Consider the following 19169-nt stretch of genomic DNA (forward strand, 5'->3'; position numbering starts at 1 on the left):
CCACCGCACCTTTCACCAGACTTACGAGAGTCCGCCATGTACGAGCTGTCCCGGGTCCGCCTCTACTCCATCGGTCCCGCCGGTGCGCGCTACGCCGACACCGTGCTCGACCTCAGGGGTGTCGGCGAACCCGTGCCCGACCCGGCGCCCACGCAGGTGGAGTTCTTCGAGGAGGAGCCGTCCGGTCCGCCGCGCCGGCCCGCGCCCGCGGGCGTGCTGTTCCTGGAGAACGGCGGCGGCAAGTCCGTGCTGCTCAAGCTGATCTTCTCGGTGATGCTGCCGGGGCACCGCAACACGCTCGGCGGCGCCAGTTCCGGCGTGCTGCGCAAGTTCCTGCTCGCCGACGACTGCGGCCACGTGGCCCTGGAGTGGCAGCACGTGCTGACCGGCGAGTGCGTGGTCGTCGGCAAGGTCAGCGAGTGGCGCGGCCGGCAGGTCTCCAACGACCCGCGCAAGTTCGCCGAGGCCTGGTACTCCTTCCGGCCCGGCCCCGGCCTCAGCCTGGACAACCTGCCCGTCGCCGAGTCCACCTCCGTACGGCCGCCCGCCGAGGGCACCTCGGGCGCGCACGGCCGCCGCCGCACCATGAAGGGCTTCCGCGACGCCCTCATGGAGGCCGGCAAGGTCTACCCGCACCTGGAGGTGCACTGGGAGGAGATCCACGAGCGCTGGACCGAACACCTCGGCGACCTCGGCCTCGACCCGGAACTCTTCCGCTACCAGCGCGAGATGAACGCCGACGAGGGCGAGGCGGCCGGCCTCTTCGCGGTCAAGAAGGACTCCGACTTCACCGACCTGCTGCTGCGCGCCGTCACCGACACCCGCGACACCGACGGCCTCGCCGACCTCGTCAGCGGCTTCGGCAACAAGCTCGGCCGACGCGCCGAACTGATCGCCGAACGGGACTTCACCGCGGGCTCGGTCGACCTGCTCGGCCGGATCGTGGAGGCCGCCGAGACGCGCGCACGCGCGCGTGACGTCCACGCGGGCGCCGAGCGCCGCACCCGCACGCTGGCCCGGCGGCTGTCCGCGCGAGCCGTGCGCGAGCGCATGCGGGCCGCCGACCTGGCCCAGCGGGTGACGGCCGCCGCGTACGCCGTCACGCACTCCGAGGGCGCCCGCGAACGCAGCGCCCTCATCGCCGCCGAACTCGCCTACCGGCACGCCTCCCTGGCGCTGGCCGCCGCCGAGAAGTCCGCCGCCGCGCAGAAGCGCGAGCTGGCCGACGCCCGCACCCTGCACTCGGCCTGGCAGGCCGCCGAGGCCGTACTGCGCCACCGGGCCGCCGCCGACCGCGTCGCGCGCGTGTCCGCCGCCATCCAGGAGGCCGAACGGGACGCGGCCCCCGCGCTCGCCGCTCGCGCCAAGGCCGCCGTGGACCTCGTACGGGCCCTGCACGCCGCCGCCGGGAGCGCCGAGGCCCTCGCCAACGAGGAGGAGGAGCGCTCCGCGGCCCTCCAGGAGGTCAGCGACTCCGCCTACCGGGACTCCACCGCCGCCGCCACCGAGGCGCAGCGGGCCCGCAGCGAGGCCGGACACCTGCGCCAGCGGCTCGCCGAGGTCGAGCAGGAGACCGCCGAGGCCGTTCGCGCGGGCTGGCTGGACGACAGCGCCCCGGACGCCGACCCGGCGCGGGCCGCGCTCGCCGCCAGCGACGCCGAGAAGACCGCCGTCGCCGCCTGGGACGCGGCCCGCGAGGCCGCCCGCAAGGCCACCGAGCACGCGCGCGAAGCGGCCTCCGCCGAGTCCCGCGCGGAGCTGACGGCGGCCCGCGCGGCGGACGCGGCGGCCGCCGCCGAGCGCGCCCATGAGGCCGAGCGGCGCCTCGCCGAGTCGCTGGCCGCCGAGGAACGGCTCGCGGAGCTGCTGAGCCTGCCGGGCGCGCCGAGCGTGGCACGCGTTCCCGCGCCCAGGTCGGAAGAAGGCGACACTCCCCGCGCACCGGCCGTTGAAGCGGCCCGCAGCGCTTTCACCCCCGAGGAACTCGACCGCTTCGCCGACGAGTTGCGCGAACTCCTCGACGACGCCGTGTCCACCGCCGAACGGCACCTGTTCGAGCTGCGTACGGCTGCCGCCGACGACGCCCGCATCCTCGGCGCCCTTGGCGACGGCGGGCTGCTGCCGCCCGGCCCGGACGTGCTGGCCACCGTCGAGTTCCTCGGCGAACACGGCATCCCGGCCCTGCCCGGCTGGCGCTACCTGGCACAGGCCGTCGACCCCGCCGACCACGCGCGCGTGCTCGCCGCCCGCCCGGAACTCGTCGACGGCGTGATCATCACCGATCCGGACACGCACGCGCGTGCCCGTGAGGCCCTCGGGGACGCCGCCCTGCTGCCCCGCTCCGCCGTCGCCGTCGGCACCGCCGCCGCGCTGCTCGCCCCGCCCCCCGCCCAGGGCACCACCCCTGGCGACGTGTTCCTCGTGCCGCCGAACCCGGCCATGCACGACGAGCATGCCGCCGACGAGGAACGCCAGGCACTGCGCGCCCGGGCCACCGCACGCGACGAGGAGATCCGCGCCCTCGCCGCCCGCCTCGGCAAGGACCGGGAACTGGCCGCGCGGCTCGCCTCCTGGCGCACCGGCTGCCCCGCCGGCCACCTCACCGAGCTGGCCCGGGCCGCCGAGGAGGCCCGCGCCTTCGCCGAGGAGGCCGAGGCCGAACTCGCCGAGGCACGCACGGTACGGGCGGAGGCCGACGAGTCCGCCGCCGAGGCCGCCCAGATCCGTGACGAACGGCAGGAGGCCGCGCAGAAGGCCCGGCGCGCCGCCGACGCCCTCGCCGGTCTCGCCTTCCGGCTGCGCGAACGCGCAGGCTGGCAGGTGAAGCTCCGCGAACTCGCCGACGAGGCCGCCGAGTCCGAGGCCCGCGCCCAGACCTGCCTGGACCGCGCCCGCGCCGCCGACGAGGACCGCCGCGCCGCCCAGCGCGCCGCCGACGACGCCCGCCGCACCGCTCGCGCCCTGCGCGCCGAGCGCGCCGAGATCGCCGGCGCCCCCGACGACGTACCCGTCGACGACGAGGACGCCCCGAAGGCGTCCCTGCCCGCCCTCCGCGAGGCCTACCGGGCCGCCTCCCAGGTCTACGAGAAGGTCGGCGTCGGCGCCGACCTGCGCGCCGAGCAGGCCCGCGCGGAGAGCGACGAGAGCGCCGCCCGCGCCGAACTGGACCGGCTCAGCAACAAGGTCCGCACGCGCGCCGAGCAGCTGCTCCAGTCGCCCGACGGCGCCGACGGGCCCTCCCGGCAGGCCGCCGCCGCCCGCGCTGAGGAGCTGGTGCAGCTCCTGGAGACCCGGATGTCGACCGCGAGCGAGCAGCTCGGCCGGCTGCGCGGCGAGGCCGAGCGGCACGCACCCGAGGACGGCGAGGCGCACACCGAACTGCCCGGGGAACTCGCCCCGCGCGACGCCGAGCACGCCCAGGCGCTGCTGCGCACCGCCACGGCCGAACTCGCCGCGCGCACCGAGGCGCTGGCCGAGGCCCGCGAGGCGCACGCGGAGCTGCTGGACGCCCACCGCGCCGCCGAGGACGCGGCCGGCGGCTTCGACGAGATCGCCGCCATGCTCCGCGACCTGCTGCGCGAACACGCCCCCGAGGAGGAGCAGGAGGAGCCGGAGCCGTACCCGGGCACCCTGGAGGAGGCCCGGCACTCCGCCGCTGAGGCCCGCCGTTCGCTGCGGGGCTGCGCGGCCGACCTGTCCGCCGCCGAGGCCGCCGTGCGCGAGGCGAGCGACGTCCTCGTCCGGCACGCGAACTCCACGCGCTACGAGCAGGTCCGCACCCCCGCCCGGCAGCAGATCCGCGAACTGCCCGCCTCCGCGCTGCCCGAACACGCCCAGAAGTGGGCGGACGCCTTCGCGCCCCGGCTGCGCGTCCTGACCGACGAGCTGGCCCAGCTGGAGCGCAACCGCGACTCGATCGTGGACCGGCTGCGCGGTCTCGTGGAGTCGGCGCTCGCCACCCTGCGCTCCGCCCAGCGGCTCTCCCGGCTGCCGGAGGGGCTCGGCCAGTGGTCCGGTCAGGAGTTCCTGCGCATCCGCTTCGAGGAGCCCGACCACGCCACGCTCACCGAACGGCTCGGCGAGGTCATCGACGAGGCCACGCGCGCGGCCGTCAAGAAGAACTCCGACCTGCGCCGCGACGGCATGTCCCTGCTGCTGCGCGGCGTCGCGGCGGCCCTGCAGCCGAAGGGCGTGGCCGTCGAGATCCTCAAGCCCGACGCCGTGCTGCGCGCCGAACGCGTCCCCGTCGGCCAGATGGGAGACGTCTTCTCCGGTGGCCAGCTCCTCACGGCGGCCATCGCCCTGTACTGCACGATGGCCGCCCTGCGCTCGAACGACCGGGGCCGGGACAAGCACCGGCACGCCGGCACGCTCTTCCTGGACAACCCGATCGGCCGGGCCAACGCCACCTACCTGCTCGAACTCCAGCGAGCGGTGTCCGACGCGCTGGGTGTCCAGCTGCTGTACACCACCGGCCTGTTCGACACCACCGCCCTCGCCGAGTTCCCGCTGGTCATCCGCCTCCGCAACGACGCCGACCTCCGGGCGGGCCTGAAGTACATCAGCGTGGAGGAGCACCTCCGGCCCGGGCTGCCCCAGCAGCCCCAGGCCGGGGAGGCGGTGCACAGCGAGATCACGGCGACGAGGATGTACAAGAAGCCGGCTTGATCAATGGGTTGACCGATCCATTGATCAGGCGTCCTCCTTGATCAGGTCGGCACACTTCTCGCCGATCATCATCGTCGTGATGCACGGGTTGACGGCGATCAGGTCGGGCATCACCGAGCCGTCGGCGACCCGCAGCCCCTCGGTCCCCTTGACCCGCAACCGCGCGTCGAGCGGGGCCGAGGGGTCGTCGTCGGCGCCCATCCTCACGGTGCACGACGGGTGGTAGACGGTGTTGTGCGTCTTGTGGATGTAGTCCAGCAACTCGTCGTCCGTGCGCACGTCCGGCCCCGGCGCCAGCTCGGCGCCCGCCCAGCCGCCCAGCGCCGGCTGCGCCGCGATACGGCGGGCCAGCCTCAGCCCGTACGTCATCACCCGTACATCGTGCTCGTGCGTGAAGTAGCGCGGGTCCACCTTCGGCTTGTCCCGGTAGTCACGCGTCCGCAGCCGTACCGTGCCCCGGGACTTCGCCTTCGTCACGTTGGGCGTGAGGCAGAACGCGTTCTCCGAGGTCGGGTAGCCCCAGCGCGCGGTGTTCATGTCGAACGGCACGGACCCGTAGTGGAACATCAGGTCGGGCCGGTCCAGGCCGGGTTCGGTGTCGTAGAAGACGCCCGCCTCCCACCACTGGCTGGACGTGGTGGTCATCGGCTGCTTCGCCTCCCACATGATGACGCCCTCGGGGTGGTCCTGGAGGTTCTCGCCGACGCCCGGGGCGTCCACGACGACCTCCACGCCGACCTCGCGCAGATGCCCGGCCGGGCCGATGCCGGACAGCATCAGCAGCTTGGGGGAGTCGATCGAGCCGCAGGAGACGATCACCTCACGCCGGGCCCGTACCGTGCGCGTGTGCACCAGATCGGGGTCCAGGTACTCGGCGCCCACGCACCGCCGCCCCTCCAGCACCAGCTTCTTGGCCCGCACCCCGGTCCGCACGTCCAGATTCGGGCGTCTGCCGAGGACGGGGTGGAGATAGGCGACGGACGAGGACTGGCGGATGTTGTTCTCGTCGGAGTTGATCTGGAACCAGTTCGCCCCGCGCACCACCGTCTGCCCGGTGTTGAACGGGACCGTCGGTATCCCGGCCTGAGCACACGCCTCCAGCAGCGCGGCCCCGCACGGGTCCCCGCCCTTCAGCGTGCGCAGCTTCACGGGGCCGGTGCGGCCGTGGTGGTCGCCGGGCGCGTCGTTGTTCTCCAGCCGCCGGTACAGCGGGAACAGGTCGGCCGCGCTCCAGCCCGTACAGCCCTGGGCCGCCCAGTCGTCCAGGTCCTCCGCGGGTGCCCAGAACGCGATACAGGAGTTGTGCGACGAACAGCCGCCCAGCACCTTCGCGCGCGCGTGCCGCATGAAACTGTTGCCGCTGGTCTGCGGCTCGACCGGGTAGTCCCAGTCGTAACCGGACTCCAGCAGCCCCATCCAGCGCTCCAGCCTGAGGACGTCGTCGTCGCCGACGTCGCTGGGGCCCGCCTCCAGCACGCACACCGTCACCGAGGGGTCCTCGGAGAGCCGGGCGGCCACGACGTTGCCCGCGGTGCCGCCACCGACCACGACGTAGTCGAACTCATCGATGCTCATGTGACCTCCTGGTCAGCCGGAATCGGGCGGGATCACTCGGCCGCGGGGGCGGCGAGGGGAGGTGGCGGGGTGGCCGCCGCGGCGTCCAGGCGGTGCTCGGCGAGGACACCGGTGCGGTGGCGCTGGACGAACCAGTAGTAGGCGAAGCCGCCGCCCGCGATGACCGCGACGAAGAGGACCGCGCCCCAGCGCAGGTACCAGTGGTACGGCGCGGACGCGTTGTAGACGGCGGCGCGCGGCCAGATCAGGTTGACCGTCATCGCCGCTCCCCACACCACCGCGACGATGTTGACGAGCAGTCCCCAGCGGCCGAGCGAGAACCTGCCCTCGTCCGCGGGCCGCCAGGTGCCGCGCAGCCGGGCCACCAGCATCGGCCCGGTGACGCCCAGGTAGGCGAGGTAGATCATGATGATGCCGATGCTGGTGACGACCGTGAAGATCTGCGGCTGGCGGATGTTGACCACGAGGATCGCCAGCGCCAGCACGCCGATGATCACGGCCGGCAGGACCGGGGTCTGGAAACGCGGGCTGACCCGGGCCATCAGCGAGGACGCGGGCAGGTTGTTGTCGCGGGCCATCGCGAACGCCAGCCGGATCGCCGCCGTGTGCACGGCCAGCGCGCACACCGTGACCGCGATCAGCACGCACCACAGCATCGCCTTGCCCGCCGTCGGTCCGAGCACGTCGAGCACGACGTACTGCAGGCCGTCGGTGGACAGCTTGTCGCCCTTCAGGCTGGAGACGCTCATCAGCGCCAGCAGCAGCACCAGGCCGCCCAGGACGAACGAGGCGACGATCGCGCGGATGATCGCGCGCGGGGCGTTCCGGGACGGGTCCAGGCACTCCTCGCCGAGGGAGGAGGCGGTGTCGAAGCCGTACATGACGTACGCGGACGCCAGCGAGGCCACCAGGAAGGCGCCGAGGTAACCCGTTGAGTAACCGGCTCCCGTGTGGTTCGTCTGCATGACGACTTGAGGACCACGGGTGATGTGGACCGCGAAGAGGATGATCAATACAACCGTGGCGATCAACTCGATGAAGACGCCCGCCGTGTTGATCGTGGCCATCAGCTTGACGCCGAACGCGTTGACCAGCGTGGTGAACAGGATCAACACGGCCGCGAGCACGACCGCGTTGGTCGCCACGTCGTACTTGCCGGTGCCGTCCCCGACGAACTGGAACACCGAAGAGATCTGCGGCAGCGTCAGCTGATAGGCCAGCGCGACCGCCGAGATGGACACGATGGACGCGATCAGCATCATCCACCCGGCGAGCCAGCCGAGATGCGGATTGCCGATCTTCTTCGACCAGTTGTAGACCGAGCCGGCCACCGGATAGCGGGCGGCCAGTTCGGCGAAGCACAGGGCCACCATGAACTGGCCGGCGAACACCATCGGCCACGACCACCAGTAGGCGGGGCCGCCGCTGCCGTAGCCGAAGTAGAACAGCTGGAAGGTGCCGGTCAGGATGGAGATGTAGCTGATGCCTGCGGCGAAGGTGTGGAAGTGGCCGAGGGTGCGCCTGAGTTCCGGCTTGTAGCCGAACTCGGCGAGCTCGGCGTCGTCGTGGTGGTGCGGGCCTGGCGATTGCTCGGTGGTCGTCATGAGCGGACTCCTCGTGGGCCTGGGGAGGGGAGGCAGCGGCCCGTGCGGGTGCCGGGATCGGGTGGGTGACGGGCGGGTCAGTCGAACCAGCCCTGCGGTGCCGGCGCGGTGTTGCGCCAGATGTGTTTCGTCTCGCGGTACTCGGCGAGCCCCGCCGGTCCGAGTTCGCGTCCGAACCCGGACTGCTTGTAACCACCCCACTCGGCCTGCGGCACGTACGGGTGGTAGTCGTTGATCCAGACCGTGCCGAGCCGCAGCCGTCCCGCCACCCGCGCGGCCCTGGCCTCGTCGCCGGTCCAGACGGCACCCGCGAGGCCGTAGACCGTGTCGTCGGCGAGCCGGACGGCCTCCTCCTCGGTGGTGAACCGTTCGACGGTCAGCACCGGCCCGAAGGATTCCTCCCGGACGACGGACATGGCACTCGTGCACTCGTCCAGGACGGTCGGCAGGTAGTAGAAACCCTCGTCGTAGCCGGGGCCGGCGGGCCGGGCGCCGCCGCAGCGCAGCACCGCGCCCTCCGCCAGCCCCCGCGCGACATAGGCCTCCACCTTGGCCCGGTGCGCCGCGGAGATCAGCGGCCCGCTCCGCGCGCGCTCGTCGAACGGCCCGCCGAGCCGGATCAGCCGCGCCCGCCGGACGACCTCGTCCACGAACCGGTCGTGCAGCGCGTCCTCGACCAGCAGCCGGGCCCCGGCGGAGCAGACCTGCCCGGAATGCAGGAAGACGGCGGTGAGGGCCATGTCGACCGCGGCCTCGAAGTCGGCGTCCGCGAAGACGATGTTGGGGTTCTTGCCGCCGAGTTCGAGCGCGACCTTCTTCACCGTGCCGGCCGCCGCCGCCATCAGCCGGCGGCCGGTCTGCAGACCGCCGGTGAAGGAGACCAGGTCGACGCCCGGATGGTCGCCCAGCGGGGCGCCCGCCTCCGGCCCGGCACCCAGCACCAGATTGGCCACGCCCGGCGGCAGCCCCGCCTCCGCCAGCAGCCGCATCAGGTGGATCGCGGTGTGCGGGGTCAGCTCGCTCGGCTTCAGCACGAAGGTGTTGCCGGCCGCGAGCGCGGGGGCGACCTTCCACGCGGTCTGCAGCAGCGGGTAGTTCCACGGTGTGATCAGGGCGCAGACACCGACCGGTTCGTACACCACCCGACTGTCGACGTCCGCCCGGCCGGTGTCGATCACCCGGCCGGTCTCGCCCGCGACCAGCCGCCCGAAGTAGCGGAAGCAGTGGACAACGTCGTCCACGTCGTACGCGCTCTCCACCAGCCGCTTGCCCGTGTCCAGGGACTCGGCGCGCGCCAGGGCGTCCTTGTCCCGGGCGAGGAGGTCCGCGACCCGCAGGAGCAGGTCGCCGCGCTCGGTGGCGGGCGTGCGCGGCCAGGGGCCGGTGTCGAAGGCACGCCGGGCCGCCGCGACGGCCTCCGCGGTGTCCTTGCCCCCGGCTTCGTCCACGACGCCCACCAGGGAGCCGTCGGCGGGACAGCGGATCTCCCGGGTGCGCTCGTCCAGGGCGCCCCGCCACGTACCGTCGATGAACAGGTCAGGCATGGGAGTCCCCCAGCAGGTCCAGCAGCCACGCGTGGAAGATCCCGATGTGGTGCTCGTTCGGGACCAGCACCCCGCCGCGGCGGTAGGCGCGCGAGGACATCGCCGGCTGGGTGCGCTCGCAGGCCTCGAAGTCCTGGACGTTGACGCGGTGGAACAGCTCCACGGACTTCGACACGTCCGCGCCCGAGGCCACGACCTCCGGCGCGTACAGCCAGTCGCACTCCACCACCGTGCGGTCCTCCGCCAGCGGGAACATGCGGTGCAGGATCACGTGGTCGGGGACGAGGTTGACGAACACGGTCGGCTTGACCGTGATCGCGTAGTAGCGGCGGTCCTGGTCGGCGGTCACCTCGGGGAGCTTGGCGAAGCCCGCGCTGCCGTCCACCGTGAAGCCCCTGATCTCCTCGCCGAACTCGGCGCCGTGGCCCACGTAGTACTGGGCCGCGTAGCCGTCGGCGAACTCCGGGAGCACTTCGGTGAGTTCGGGGTGGATCGTCGCGCAGTGGTAGCACTCCATGAAGTTCTCGACGATCAGTTTCCAGTTGGCCCGCACGTCGTAGGTGACGCGTTTGCCGAGGGCCAGCTTCTCGGTGCCGTAGTGCTCGATGGCGGCGGCGTCGCCGAGCCGCTCCACCGCCGCGTGCATCACCGTGTCCTCGAAGGACGGCGGTTCCTCGGCGAGGCACACCCAGGCGTAGCCCAGCCACTCGCGCAGAGCCACCTTGATCAACCCGTATGCAACTCGATCAACATCGGGCATCTTGATCAAGTTGGGTGCGGCGATCAATTTGCCGTCAAGGTCGTACGTCCACGCGTGGTACGGGCATTGCAGGCTGCGCCGCACCTCACCGGACTCCTCGGTGCACAGCCGCGCCCCGCGGTGCCGGCACACATTGAGGAAGGCACGCAGCTCGCCGGTGCGGGTCCGGGTGATGATGACGTTCTCGCGGCCCACCTGGACCGTGCGGAAGGCGCCCGGCTTGTCCAGGTCGGCGCCGCGCACCGCGCAGAACCACAGGGACTCGAAGATCTTCTCCTGCTCCTGCCGGAAGACCTCCGGGTCGGTGTAGTAGTGGCCCGGAAGCGTCGCGATGAGGCTCGGGGAGACCGGGCTCGGGGAGATCGGTGTCGTCGTCACGGGCGGGCTCCTCAGGCGGACGCGGCGGCGGTGGGGGTGCCCCCGCTCGAACGAGGCCGAGCCAGGGGGCGGGCGGGGTCGAACAGGCCGATGGGATGCGCGGTGGCACCGGTCAGCGCCAGGTCGGCCAGGATCTCGCCGACGACCGGCACGAACTTGAACCCGTGCCCGGAGAAGCCGCAGGCCACGGTCACCGACTCCGGGTGGGCGGGGTGCCGGGCCAGCACGAAGTGCTCGTCCGGGGTGTTGGAGTACATGCACGTGGCGGCCTTCAGGAAGGTGCCGGGCAGGTCCGGGATGCAGCGGGACATGTGGTCCGCCATGGCCCGGATCTCGTCCTCGTGCACCGTCCGGTCGATGGTCTCCGGGGTCGTCACCCGCCCCTTGCGGAAGAAGGCGACCTTGGCGCCGAGGTCCGGGCCGTCGATGGCCGGGAAGCCGTAGACCTGGACGCCGGCCGCGTCCTCCCAGATGTAGACCGGATGGTTCTCGGGCCGGAACGGCTCGGTGCCGCCCTTCGGCTGGAACCAGTACATGACCTGCCGCTCGACGGTGACCGGCACCCCGAGGTCGGTGAGCAGCTGCGGCGCCCAGGCACCGGGGCAGATCACCAGCTGCCCGGCCGTGTAGGTGTTCTCGGCCGTGTGCACACGCACCCCGTCACGGTACGGCTCCCAACGCAGCACCGGCTCCTCGAAGTGCAGGTCGGCACCCTGCCGGGTGGCCAGCTGGAGATGCGCGGCGACCATGTTCTCGGGCCGCACCAGGCCCGCCTTCGCCTCGAACAGGGCGACTTCGTCGTCGTACGGGTGGAGCGTCGGGAAGCGGCGGCGGATCTCCTTCGCGTCCAGCATCTCGTGCGGCAGGTCCCACTCGGTCGCCGAGCGCAGCGCGCCGGAGACGGTCCGGGACTCGGGCGGGCCGACCATCACGCCACCCGAGAGGATCGCGATGTCCCGGCCGGTGGCCCGCTCCAGCTCCTCGTACAGCTCGTAGGCGCGCAGCAGCAGCGGCACGTACGCCGGGTCCTCGAAGTACGACTGCCGGGTGACGCGCGAACCGCCGTGGCTGGAGCCGCGGTTGTGGACCGGGCCGAACTTCTCCAGGCCGAGGACCCGGGCGCCGCGCGCGGACAGGTGGTGGGCGGCGGCGCTGCCCATGCCGCCGAGTCCGATGACGATGACGTCGTAAGACGGTGACACGTGGCCTCCTAGCGGCGGATGCGGGTCATCTTCGGGTCGAACAGCGGCTCGTCGGCGACGGTCGCCGGGACCTTCTCGCCGAAGTACTCGATGTGCACGCCGGTGCCCGTGGCGAGGCCGGCCGGCAGCCAGGCGTAGGCGACACAGCGGCCCAGCGTGTAGCCGTACGACGCGCTGGCCACGTAACCGGCCGGGGCGCCGTCGGCGTAGACCGGTTCCTTGCCGAGGACCACGGCGGCGGGGTCGTCCAGCAGGAGCGGGGTGAGCCGGCGGGTGGGTTCTCCGGCCCGCTGGAGCGCCGCCTTGCCGACGAAGTCCTCCTTGTCCATGCGGACGGCGAAGCCGAGGCCCGCCTCGAAGGGGGTGTGCTCGTCGGTCATGTCGGTGCCCCACGCCCGGTAGCCCTTCTCCAGGCGCAGCGAGTTGAAGGCGGAGCGGCCCGCGGCGATCACACCCAGGTCCCGCCCGGCCTCCCACAGCGTGTCCCACAGCCTCAGGCCCAGGTCGGCCGTGGTGTACAGCTCCCAGCCCAGCTCGCCGACGTAGCTCAGGCGCATCGCCGTCACCGGCACGTGTCCGAGGTACGTCTGCTTCGCCCGGAAGTAGCCGAAGCCTTCATGGGAGAAGTCGTCGCCGGTCAGGGGCTGGACGAGGGCGCGGGCGAGCGGGCCCCAGACGCCGATGCAGCAGGTGCCGGAGGTGATGTCGCGGATCTGGACGTCGTCGGGGGCGTGGCGCAGGAGCCGGTCGAGGTCGGCGGGGGAGTTGGCGCCGACCTGGAAGCGGTCGGCGGCGAGACGGGCGACCGTGAGATCGGAGCGGATGCCCCCGGTCTCGTCCAGGAGCAGGGTGTACGTGACCGCGCCGGGCTTCTTGCGCAGGTTGTTGCTGGTCATGCGGTCGAGGAAGGTGAGCGCGCCGGGGCCGCTCACCTCCAGGCGGCGCAGCGGGGTCATGTCGTACAGGGCGACCTTCTCGCGGGTGGCCTTCGCCTCGGCGGCGGCGATGGGGGACCAGTAGCGGGCCGACCAGGCGTCGCGCTCGGGCAGGTCGCCGAGGGCGTCCACGAGCGGGGCGTTCGCCTCGTACCAGTGCGGGCGTTCCCAGCCGGCGCCCTCCAGGAAGAACGCGCCGAGCTGCTGCTGGCGTGCGTAGAAGGGGCTGACGCGCAGCGGCCGCGGCCGCTCCATGGGCTGGAGGGGGTGGAGGACGTCGTACACCTCGACGAACTGCTGTGACCCGCGCTCACGGACGTACGACGGTGAACGCTGCGCTTCCTCGAACCGTGTGAGGTCGCACTCGTGCACGTCGACGGACGGCCGCCCGTCCACCATCCACTCGGCCACCGCCCTGGCGACACCCGCGGAATGGGTGACCCAGACCGCCTCGGCCAGCCAGAAGCCCCGCAGCCGCCGCGCCTCCCCGAGCACCGGCATGCCGTCCGGCGTGAAGGAGAACACCCCGTTGAACCCGCTCTCGATCTCGGACTCCCGCAGCGCGGGCAGCAGCCGCCGGCAGTCCTCCCAGCTCGGCGCCCAGTCCTCGGCGGTGAAGGGGTACGAGGACGGCATCTCCATGTCCCGGCCGCGCGCCTCGTCGTACGCCGGGACCGCGAACGGATCCACCGGCATCGGGCGGTGCGCGTACGAACCGATCCCGATGCGGTCGGCGTGCTCGCGGAAGTACAGGTCGCGGTCCTGGAAGCGGAGGATGGGCCGCGTGGCCTCGGCCGTGGCACCGCGCAGCCCGGGCAGCGGCCCGGTCTTCGCGTACTGGTGCGCGAGGGGCTGGAGCGGTACGTCGATCCCGGCCATGCGGCCGATCACCGGGCCCCAGAATCCGGCCGCCGAGACGACGTGGTCGGCCGGGAAGGCGCCCCGGTCGGTGACGACCGCGGTGACCCGGCCGTCCCGCTGCTCGATCCCGGTGACCGTGTGCCGGTCCAGGAAGCGGGCCCCGCGCGCGGTGGCGCGATCCATCTGGGCGCGGGCCGCGAGCAGGGCACGGGCCAGGCCGTCGTCCGGGGTGTGGAAGCCGCCGAGGACCACCGACTCGTCCAGCAGCGGCCAGAGTTCCTTGCACCGGGCCGTGCTCACGACCTCGCCCCGGATGCCCCAGGAGGCGGCGTGACCGGCCCGTCGGTGCAGGTCGGCCAGCCGCTCGGGGGTGGTGGCCAGTTCCAGGCCGCCGACCTGGTGGAAGCAGGAGACGCCGTCGACTTCGAGGGCGCGGAACTTCTCGACGGTGTACCGGGCGAACTGCGTGAGGGTCTTGGACGGGCTGGTCTGGAAGACGAGTCCGGGGGCGTGCGAGGTGGAGCCGCCCGGGGCGGGCAGGGGGCCCTGTTCGAGGACGGTGACGTCGGTCCAGCCGCGGGCGGTCAGCTCGTCGGCCAGGGAGCAGCCGACGATGCCGGCGCCGATGACGACGACACGGGGTCCCTGGGACCGGTTCTCGGGGGTGCTGGACATGCCCCTCCTTGTGGTGGCGGGGATGGCGGGTGCGGGCCCTTGTGCGTAGGTGCGGGAGGCCCTTGGGTCAGGGGAGGCGGGGAGGCTGGGCCGCGGGGGAGGCCGACGGCGGGGTGCGCAGGTGGCGGGCGAGCCGGTCGCGGGGTGCTCAGGCGGCGGGGACGTTCGGCTGCTCGGCGGCGATAGTCGTGTCCTGGCCGTGGCCGGGGTGGACGACGGTGTCACCCGGGAGGGTCAGCAGCCGGGCGCGGATGGACGCCTCGATCGCCGGGCGGTCGGAGTAGGAGCGGCCCGTGGCGCCGGGGCCGCCGTGGAAGAGGGTGTCGCCGGTGAAGACGGCGTTCAGGAAGGGGGCGTGCAGGCAGCAGCTGCCCCAGGTGTGACCGGGGGTGTGGACGACGTGCAGCTCGATGCCGGCCACCGTGAGGATCCGGCCGTCGGCCGGCTCGCCGTCCGGCTTGCGACCGGGATGGGTGAGCGACCACAACTCGGTGTCGTCGGGGTGCAGGAGTACCGGCGCGCCGGTCAGGACGGAGAGCTCGGGCGCCGCGTCGATGTGGTCGTCGTGGGCGTGGGTGCAGACGATGGCGGTGACCCGCCGGCCGGCGGTGGCGCGGTGGACCGCCTCGGCGTCGTGCGCGGCGTCCAGCACGAGCACCTCGTCGTCGCCGACCAGCCAGACGTTGTTGTCGACGTCGAACGTCCCACCGTCCAGGCTGAACGTCCCGGAGGTGACGACCCGCTCGGCGCGTACGGCCCCGCGCACGCTCACAGGACCACCACCGAGCGCAGCACCTCACCGCGGTGCATCTTGCCGAACGCCTCCTCCACCTGGTCCAGGGGGATCGTCTCGGACACGAACGCGTTGAGGTCGAGCAGGCCGTAGAGGTACTGGTCGATCAGGAACGGGAAGTCCCGGCTCGGCAGACAGTCGCCGTACCAGGAGGACTTGATGGCGCCGCCGCGCGAGAAGACGTCGATCAGCGGGAGTTCCACCTTCATCTCGGGGGCCGGGACGCCGACCTGGACCAACAGGCCCGCGTGGTCGCGCATGTAGAAGGCCTGGAGGAAGGTCTCGGGACGGCCGACCGCGTCGATCGCGATGTCCACGCCGTGCCCGTCGGTGAGCTCCCGGACCGCCTCGACCGGGTCGGTGCCCCGGGAGTTGACGGTGTGCGTGGCGCCGAACTTCTCGGCCTGGTCCAGCTTCTTGTCGTCGATGTCCACGGCGATCACCTTCATGGCGCCGTTGAGGCAGGCGCCCGCGACGGCCGCGTTGCCGACGCCGCCGCAGCCGATGACGGCGACCGAGTCGCCCCGGCCGACGTTGCCGGTGTTGACCGCCGCGCCGTAACCGGCCATCACCCCGCAGCCGATGAGACCGGCCGCCTCGGGCCGCGCCGCCGGGTCGATCTTCACCGCCTGGCCCGCCGCGACCAGCGTCTTCTCGGCGAAGGCACCGATGCCGAGCGCGTTGCTGAGCGGGGTGCCGTCCAGCAGCGTCATGGGCTGTGCGGCGTTGCGGGAGTCGAAGCAGTACCAGGGCCGGCCCCGGCGGCAGGAACGGCAGCTGCCGCACGGCGCCCGCCAGGCCAGTACGACGTAGTCGCCGGGCTTCAGATCGGTGACGCCGGGGCCGACGGACTCGACGGTGCCGGCCGCCTCGTGTCCCAGCAGGAACGGGAAGTCGTCGGTGATCGCGCCCTCGCGGTAGTGGAGATCCGTGTGGCACACCCCGCAGGCCTGCACCTTGACGAGCACCTCGCCGGGACCCGGGTCCGGGACGACGATCGTCCGCACCTCCACGGGTGCGCCCTTCTTCCCAGCGACTACGGCACGGACCTCGTGTGGCACGACAAGCTCCTCTGCTGTTGCGCATTGCACGATGGGTTGCGCGATGGGGAACATATTGAGAACGGCGTCACAGGGCCGTCAAGGGGTGCGCGTTAACCCTTGGCAAAAGGAACCTGGGGGGTGAAACCTGTCGGACACACGGCGGCGCGGGACCGGAAGCTTCCGGTCCCGCGCCGTGGTGGGGGTCGTGAGCGTGCTGAGCGCGTGGGCGATCGGCCGAGTCGGGACCCCTCAGAAGCCGTATCCCATCCGCCGGGACAGCTCGGCGCCCGCGGCGACCGTCCGCTTGGCCACCTCCGGCAGCCGGTCCGCGTTGAGCCGGTAGACCGGACCCGACACGCTGATCGCGGCGATCACCTTTCCGTCGTGGGCGCGCACCGGCGCCGCGACGGCCGCGAGCCCCAGCTCCAGCTCCTCGATCGTGACGCCGTAGCCCTGCTCCACCACGGCCTCCAGTTCGGCGCGCAGCATCGCCGCGCCGGTGATCGTACGGTCCGTGAACCGCGGCAACGGCCGTGCCAGCAGGCCCTCGCGCAGGGTCGGCGGCATGTGCGCGAGGAGCACCTTCCCGCTGGAGGTGGCGTGCAGCGGGGTGCGTCTGCCGAGCCAGTTCTGCGCGGTGACGGACGCGGTGCCGCGCGCCTGCATGATGTTGACCGCCGCGTCGTCGTCGAGCACGGCGATGTTGACCGTCTCGCCCAGCTCGTCGGCGACCTCCCGGCAGACCGGGACGCCCTCCTGGGAGATGTCGAGACGCACCGCCGCCGCCCCCGCCAGGCGCAGGACGCCGGCCCCCAGGTAGTACTTGCCGCGGTCCTTGGCCTGGGCCACCAGGCCACGGTTCTCCAGGACGCCGAGCAGCCGGAACGCCGTGGACTTGTGGACGTCCAGCTCCTCGGCGATCTCGGTGACGCCCGCCTCGCCGTGCCGCGCCAGGATCTCCAGCACGCTCACGGCGCGGTCCACCGACTGCACCGCGCCGGCGGCTCCGCGGCCGCTCTGCCTCTCCGGGGTCCCTGGGTTCTCCGTGGTTTCCTCGCTGGGGTCAGACTGCTTCTGCGTGCGGGTCATGGCTCAACTCTCACCACCTGTGGGCCCGGTTCGGGCCGCATCTGCGGGAAGCCCTTGACGCGACGGTCGTCCCGCCCGGATTCTGTTGCGCATAGCGCCGGATCGTGCGCCATGCGAAACATCATGTTACCGAAGCGTCCGGATCCCGGAAGGGTGCCGGACCGCCGGGACCGTTGGCGGTCCGTCACTCCCTTGCCGCTTCACCGGGCCGGACCGACGTGGGTCCGGGCTCCCGGCAGCATCCTTGACGCCTGCATCGAGCAGGTCCCGGACCGTGTGTCCCGGACCGAGAGGGGGGCCCGTGATTCCCGTCTGCCGCCTCGAAGACCTCCCCGAGGGTGAGTCCGTCCGCGTCGCGAGCACACCGCCGATCGCCGTGTTCCGCACGGAGGACGGCGAGCTGTACGCCATCGACGACACCTGCACCCACCAGGACGCCTCCCTCTCCGAGGGCTGGCTGGAGGGCTGCCTGGTCGAATGCCCGCTGCACGCGGCGTCCTTCGACCTGCGCACCGGCGAACCGACCTGTCTGCCGGCCCGGCGCCCGGTGCGCACCCATCGCGTCACCGTGGAGGACGGCGTCGTGCACGTCCACCTCGGCGCGGAGGAGGGCACGGCCGCGTGACCACCGACAGGCACCGGCACCCCGCCTCCGCCGTTCTCGGCCGCGCGCCCGCCGGCGCTCGTCTCCGCCCCGCCCGGCCCTGCCCCCACCGCCCCGCCCCCTACGCCAGGAGCCGTGCCGTATGAGAACCGTGACCATCGTCGGCGCCTCCCTCTCCGGGCTCTACGCCGCCCGTGAGCTGCGCGCCCAGGGCTTCGACGGCCGACTCGTGATCGTCGGCGAGGAACCCCACCACCCCTATGACCGCCCTCCTCTCTCCAAGGGCTTCCTCATCGGCCGCGCCGACGAGAGCGCACTGGCCCTCACCGACGCCGACGAGACCGCCGCACTCGACGCCGAGTGGCTACTCGGCGTCCGCGCTCGCGGGCTCGACCCGCGTGGCCGTACCGTCCTCCTCGGCGACGGCCGCACGGTCTCCACCGACGGCGTCGTCATCGCCACCGGCGCCGCCGCCCGCCGACTGCCCGGCGACCGCCTCGCCGGGGTCCACACCCTGCGCACCCTGGACGACGCCCGCGCCCTGCGCGCCGAACTCACCGTGGAGCACCGCCGGGTCGTCGTCATCGGCGGCGGCTTCATCGGCGCCGAGACCGCTTCCTCGTGTGCCCGGCTCGGCCACGACGTCACGGTGGTCGAGGCCGCCCCGCTACCGCTCGTGCCCCAACTCGGCGCCCGGATGGCCGAGGTCTGCGCCGCCCTGCACCGCCGCGGCGGGGTGGAACTGGTCACCGGCACCGGCGTGGCCGCGCTCCGGGGCACCGCCACCGTCACCGGCGTCGACCTCACCGACGGCCGCAGACTGCCCGCCGACGTCGTGATCGTCGGCATCGGCGCCCGCCCCCACACCGACTGGCTCGTGGGCTCAGCACTCGCGCTGCACGACGGTGTGCTGTGCGACGACGGCTGCGTGACCGCCCTGCCCCAGGTGGTCGCGATCGGTGACGTCGCCCGGGTGGGCGGCACCCGGGCCGAACACTGGACCTCCGCCACCGAGCAGCCCCGCGCCGCCGTGGCCAACCTTCTCGCCGGCCACACCGTCGCGACCGCTCGCACGCTGCCGTATTTCTGGTCCGACCAGTACGACTCCCGGATCCAGTTCGCGGGCCGGTACCGCGAGGGCGACACCGTCCACGTCACCGAGGGCGAGATCACCGACGACGGCGCCCCCGGTGAGTCCGGCTTCCTCGCCCGTTATGAACGGGACGGCCGTACCGTCGCCGTACTCGGAGTGGACCGACCCCGCGCCTTCATGCGGGCCCGACGCGAACTCCAGCGAGAGGAACGGCGGTGGACGGGAGAGCCGCGGGTGGAGCCGGCCGCGCTGTGACGGGTCCGGTGCCGGCCGCGGATCGCCGGCGGTGTGCGGGCTCGGCTCCGGATCCCGGCGGGCCGGCTGTTGGTGGCCGGGCCTTCCGAT

Annotated in this window: 12 protein-coding genes; 3 read left to right on the forward strand and 9 right to left on the reverse strand. The window is 72.7% G+C overall.

Translation table 11 applies throughout. The features are described from left to right. Positions 1-36 precede the first annotated feature (36 nt). Entirely contained in the window at positions 37-4668 is a 4632-nt protein-coding gene (locus C3492_RS34215; protein ID WP_103816524.1) for a hypothetical protein, read from the forward strand. Between the two features lie 24 nt (positions 4669-4692). On the opposite strand, the gene C3492_RS34220 is transcribed toward C3492_RS34215, so the two are convergent. The 9 genes from C3492_RS34220 to C3492_RS34260 form a co-directional block, all read right to left on the reverse strand. Next, positions 4693-6243, reverse strand: a complete 1551-nt coding sequence (locus C3492_RS34220; protein ID WP_103816525.1) for a GMC family oxidoreductase — start codon at positions 6241-6243, stop codon at positions 4693-4695. A 32-nt stretch (positions 6244-6275) separates the two neighbouring features. Continuing rightward, entirely contained in the window at positions 6276-7847 is a 1572-nt protein-coding gene (locus C3492_RS34225) for an APC family permease (RefSeq protein ID WP_103816526.1), read from the reverse strand. Positions 7848-7924: 77 nt separating this feature from the next. Then, positions 7925-9391 carry an aldehyde dehydrogenase family protein gene (locus C3492_RS34230; protein ID WP_103816527.1) on the reverse strand — a complete coding sequence of 489 codons (1467 nt, stop codon included), beginning with the start codon at positions 9389-9391 and terminating at the stop codon, positions 7925-7927. Further along, positions 9384-10529, reverse strand: a complete 1146-nt coding sequence (locus tag C3492_RS34235; RefSeq protein WP_103816528.1) for an aromatic ring-hydroxylating dioxygenase subunit alpha — start codon at positions 10527-10529, stop codon at positions 9384-9386. Before C3492_RS34235 ends, C3492_RS34230 begins: the two co-directional genes overlap by 8 nt. Positions 10530-10540: 11 nt before the next feature. Beyond that, positions 10541-11731: an N-methyl-L-tryptophan oxidase gene (solA, locus tag C3492_RS34240; RefSeq protein WP_103816529.1), complete on the reverse strand. Its 1191-nt coding sequence runs from the start codon at positions 11729-11731 to the stop codon at positions 10541-10543. Between the two features lie 8 nt (positions 11732-11739). Further along, a complete protein-coding gene (locus tag C3492_RS34245) occupies positions 11740-14202 on the reverse strand; it encodes an FAD-dependent oxidoreductase (RefSeq protein ID WP_103816530.1) in 2463 nt (820 codons plus the stop codon). Between the two features lie 148 nt (positions 14203-14350). Continuing rightward, on the reverse strand, positions 14351-14968 hold the full coding sequence (locus tag C3492_RS34250; protein WP_103816531.1) for an MBL fold metallo-hydrolase: 618 nt from the start codon (positions 14966-14968) through the stop codon (positions 14351-14353). Between the two features lie 2 nt (positions 14969-14970). Further along, a complete protein-coding gene (locus C3492_RS34255) occupies positions 14971-16056 on the reverse strand; it encodes an S-(hydroxymethyl)mycothiol dehydrogenase (RefSeq protein WP_103816532.1) in 1086 nt (361 codons plus the stop codon). Positions 16057-16287: 231 nt separating this feature from the next. After that, positions 16288-17127 carry an IclR family transcriptional regulator gene (locus C3492_RS34260; RefSeq protein WP_181140695.1) on the reverse strand — a complete coding sequence of 280 codons (840 nt, stop codon included), beginning with the start codon at positions 17125-17127 and terminating at the stop codon, positions 16288-16290. A 301-nt stretch (positions 17128-17428) separates the two neighbouring features. On the opposite strand from C3492_RS34260, the gene C3492_RS34265 reads away from it, so the two are divergent. Both C3492_RS34265 and C3492_RS34270 read left to right on the forward strand, forming a co-directional pair. Continuing rightward, positions 17429-17752 carry a bifunctional 3-phenylpropionate/cinnamic acid dioxygenase ferredoxin subunit gene (locus C3492_RS34265; protein WP_014671438.1) on the forward strand — a complete coding sequence of 108 codons (324 nt, stop codon included), beginning with the start codon at positions 17429-17431 and terminating at the stop codon, positions 17750-17752. A gap of 121 nt (positions 17753-17873) precedes the next feature. Continuing rightward, positions 17874-19079 carry an NAD(P)/FAD-dependent oxidoreductase gene (locus tag C3492_RS34270; protein ID WP_181140696.1) on the forward strand — a complete coding sequence of 402 codons (1206 nt, stop codon included), beginning with the start codon at positions 17874-17876 and terminating at the stop codon, positions 19077-19079. Positions 19080-19169: the final 90 nt, after the last annotated feature.

The organism is Streptomyces sp. Ru62, from assembly GCF_002920615.1.
In the GTDB taxonomy this organism is placed as follows: Bacteria; Actinomycetota; Actinomycetes; order Streptomycetales; family Streptomycetaceae; genus Streptomyces.

Bases quoted from the DNA above. Each gene is read 5' to 3' on its own strand.
- C3492_RS34225 (WP_103816526.1), bottom strand. From the start codon at position 7,847: ATGACGACCACCGAGCAATCGCCAGGCCCGCACCACCACGACGACGCC.
- C3492_RS34245 (WP_103816530.1), bottom strand. From the start codon at position 14,202: ATGTCCAGCACCCCCGAGAACCGGTCCCAGGGACCCCGTGTCGTCGTC.
- C3492_RS34230 (WP_103816527.1), bottom strand. From the start codon at position 9,391: ATGCCTGACCTGTTCATCGACGGTACGTGGCGGGGCGCCCTGGACGAG.
- C3492_RS34270 (WP_181140696.1), top strand. From the start codon at position 17,874: ATGAGAACCGTGACCATCGTCGGCGCCTCCCTCTCCGGGCTCTACGCC.
- C3492_RS34220 (WP_103816525.1), bottom strand. From the start codon at position 6,243: ATGAGCATCGATGAGTTCGACTACGTCGTGGTCGGTGGCGGCACCGCG.
- C3492_RS34260 (WP_181140695.1), bottom strand. From the start codon at position 17,127: ATGACCCGCACGCAGAAGCAGTCTGACCCCAGCGAGGAAACCACGGAG.
- C3492_RS34215 (WP_103816524.1), top strand. From the start codon at position 37: ATGTACGAGCTGTCCCGGGTCCGCCTCTACTCCATCGGTCCCGCCGGT.